This is a genomic window from Actinotalea sp. C106 (assembly GCF_023630195.1).
Lineage (GTDB): Bacteria > Actinomycetota > Actinomycetes > Actinomycetales > Cellulomonadaceae > Actinotalea.
Genome location: NZ_JALPKN010000338.1, coordinates 1 through 2981, shown reverse-complemented (window position 1 = coordinate 2981; position 2981 = coordinate 1). Strand labels below are relative to the sequence as shown.

Here is a 2981-nt window from a genome sequence, read left to right as displayed (position 1 = left end):
GCTGGCCCCCGGCCGCGGGACGTCGGTCCAGGCCGCGACCTGGGCGTCCGTCACGGCTGCGGCGCCCCGCCCGGCGCCGGGGAGGAGTGCCCCGGCTCGGCGGTGCCCGAGGCGTCCCCGGCAGCGGCAGCGTCGTCCTGCCGGGTGTCGCGGCGCAGCCGCCAGATGCTCAGCGCGAGCCCGCCCCACACCACCAGCAGGGACACCACCATCACCAGCACGGCCGTCGTCGTCATCGCTGCTCCCCCTGCTCAGGTGTCCGGGCCCTGGTGGCGGGGCTCGGCGGGCCGCTGCTCGTCGCGCGCCGCAGGGCTCGGGGTGGCAGCTCCGCAGGGGTGAAGTCGTCGGGGGATCGTCGCCACCGCAGCGCGGTCATGACGACGGCGACGAGCACCGCGAGCCCCACGACCCCCCAGCCGAAGGCGTTGAGGAACCACCAGGGATACCCCTCGTAGGGCGCATCCAGCAGGGCCCGGATGCCCTGGACCAGCATGAAGGCCAGGACGGCAGGGGCCACGACGCCCACGAGCACGGACCACCAGGGCCCCACGCGCAGCCCCGGCCGGTCGTTGAGGTGGGCGCGCTGCTCACCTAGCCGGCGCAGCACCAGACCGAGGACCAGGGTCATCACCACGGCCGAGGCGACCACGCCGACCTCGTTGATGTACTTGTCCATGGTGTCGAGCAGGAAGAGGGCGGTGGTGGTCGAGAACAGCGCGATCGAGATCACGGCCGCGACCCCACCGATCCGCAGCGCTGCCTGACGCGGGGTGATGCCGACCTTCTCCTGCACGGCGGCCGAGACCACCTGCAGGATCGACAGCAGCGAGGTGAGCCCTGCGAGGGTCAGCGAGCCGAAGAACAGCACCCCGAAGACCGGCCCGCCGGGCATCATCGAGATGATCTGCGGGAAGGCCACGAAGGCCAGGGTGACCCCGGCGATGTTCTCGACCTCAGAGACGTCGACCCCGGTCTGGAAGGCCATGAACCCCAGGGCCGCGAAGACCCCGATCCCGGCGAGCAGCTCGAAGGAGGCGTTCGCGAACCCGACGACGAACCCCGTCGAGGTCAGGTTCGCGCGTCGCTTGAGGTACGAGGAGTACGTGATCATGATGCCGAAGGCGATGGACAGCGAGAAGAAGATCTGGCTGTAGGCCGCGATCCACACCCCGGGGTCGCCCAGCGCCGACCAGTCCGGGGTGAAGAAGGCGTTGAGCCCGTCCATGGCGCCGTCGAGGGTCACCGCCCGGATCACCAGGCCCAGGAACATGACGAGCAGCAGCGGGATGAACACCTTGTTGGCGCGCTCGACGCCCTTCTGCACGCCCAGGGCGAGGATGCCGATGGCCACGACCCACACGACCACGAGCGGGATGAGCACCTGGGGCACGACGTCGAAGCTGATGCCTGGTTTGGCGACCTGGAGGTACTCGGTCTCGAGGAACGCGCCCGGGTCGTCGCCCCAGGCCCGCGTGAAGGAGAACACCAGGTAGCTGGCCGACCAGGCGATGATCACCGTGTAGTACAGGATGATGACGCAGGAGATGCCGACCTGGAACCAGCCGAGGGGCTCGGCGCGGCGGTGCAGCCGGCGGAAGGCCGTCGGGGCCGAGCCACGGAACCGGTGCCCGATGGAGTAGTCGAGCAGCAGGATCGGGATGCCCGCGGTGAGCAGCGCCACGAGGTAGGGGATGAGGAAGGCCCCACCGCCGTTCTCGTACGCGACCCCCGGGAAGCGCCAGATGTTGCCCAGGCCGACGGCCGAGCCGATCGCCGCGAGGACGAAGCCGAGCTGCCCGGACCACTGCTCGCGGGGGGCGTGACTCGCGCGCGAGCTGCCCGTCCCGGGGTGCGCCCCGGTGGGGGTCGGGCTGTCAGGTGGGGTGGCGGACATGCGGGGTCTCGATCCTCAGCCGGTGGACGTGCCGAAGGAACATAGCGCCGTGACCACCCTCTGGCGAGGCGGGTCTCGCCTGCCGACCCGCGGTACTGGTCATGCCGTCGCGGTCAGGCGTTGACGGTCAGGCGGCGGTGGTCACGCACACATCCTCATCCGGTGGTTGCGCCCTCGAGCACGACGTCGGTCCCGGCCGCCTCGACCGCGAAGCCGTCCCCCTCGACGACCACCTCCGTGAGCTCGATGCCCTCGGGGAGGCCGTCGAGCGGGATGGCGATGGCGTCGAGCTGACCGCTGATCCCCGCGGGCAGGTCCTCCGCGGCGATGGTCGCCCCGGCGAGGGTGAAGGTCTCGATGTCGATCCCGATGGACCGACCGTCGGCTCGGGGGACGAGCACGGCGTCGAGCGGCAGGCCGAAGACCTCGGCCGTGGCGGTGAGGGAGCCGTCGAGGATCGCGACCTCGAGCGGCAGGTCGACCGCATCGAGCACACCGGCGAGGGGCACGTGGGCGGTCATGTGCGCGTCCTCGGCGGTGATCGGGCTCTCGGTGGTGACGCCCTCGAGGTCGACGACGACGTCCTGCAGCGGGACGCCCTCGACGGTGAGCTCCTGGGCGGTCGCGTGGACCGTGCTGATCCGTCCGGCGAGGTACTGGGTGAGGAACGGGAAGCCGCCGATGGTGACCTCGGGGGTCTCGTCGAGGCCGTCGAGGCCGGCGCGGAGCTCCTCGGCGACCCGGTCCTCAGCCTCGCCGCGGGCGAAGCCGTCGGCGACGTAGGCGCCGCCCACCAGCACTCCGACGACGACCACGGTCCCGATGACGGCGCGCGCTCCCATGGGCCGCACTGTACGGAGGTTGCCTGACAACGGCCTGTCGATCCACTGTCGGACCGTCTGTCCCGGTCGTACGCTGGAGGCCTCGAGGACGAGGTCCGGCCATGGTCATCCAGTCGCTGCTGTGGGTCGCCCTGCCGCTGGTGTTCTACGGGGTCCTGGCCGCGTGGACGCCGGGGCCCGGGCCACCGGCGCGGTGGCGGGTGCGCTGGCGCCGTCGGGCCGCCCGCCGTGCGGAGGGCAAGGCA

At 71.7% G+C, this 2981-nt stretch carries 3 protein-coding genes; all 3 read right to left on the bottom strand.

Translation table 11 applies throughout. From position 1 onward, the window contains the following. Window positions 1–50 precede the first annotated feature (50 nt). Window positions 51–236: a methionine/alanine import family NSS transporter small subunit gene (locus tag L0B03_RS15930; protein WP_250447668.1), complete on the bottom strand. Its 186-nt coding sequence runs from the start codon at window positions 234–236 to the stop codon at window positions 51–53. Beyond that, the gene (locus L0B03_RS15925; RefSeq protein ID WP_250447665.1) at window positions 233–1894 is read right to left on the bottom strand and encodes a sodium-dependent transporter; all 1662 of its coding nucleotides are present in this window, start codon (window positions 1892–1894) and stop codon (window positions 233–235) included. Before L0B03_RS15925 ends, L0B03_RS15930 begins: the two co-directional genes overlap by 4 nt. A 155-nt stretch (window positions 1895–2049) precedes the next feature. Continuing rightward, window positions 2050–2736: a DUF2993 domain-containing protein gene (locus L0B03_RS15920; RefSeq protein ID WP_250447662.1), complete on the bottom strand. Its 687-nt coding sequence runs from the start codon at window positions 2734–2736 to the stop codon at window positions 2050–2052. Between the last annotated feature and the right edge of the window lie 245 nt (window positions 2737–2981).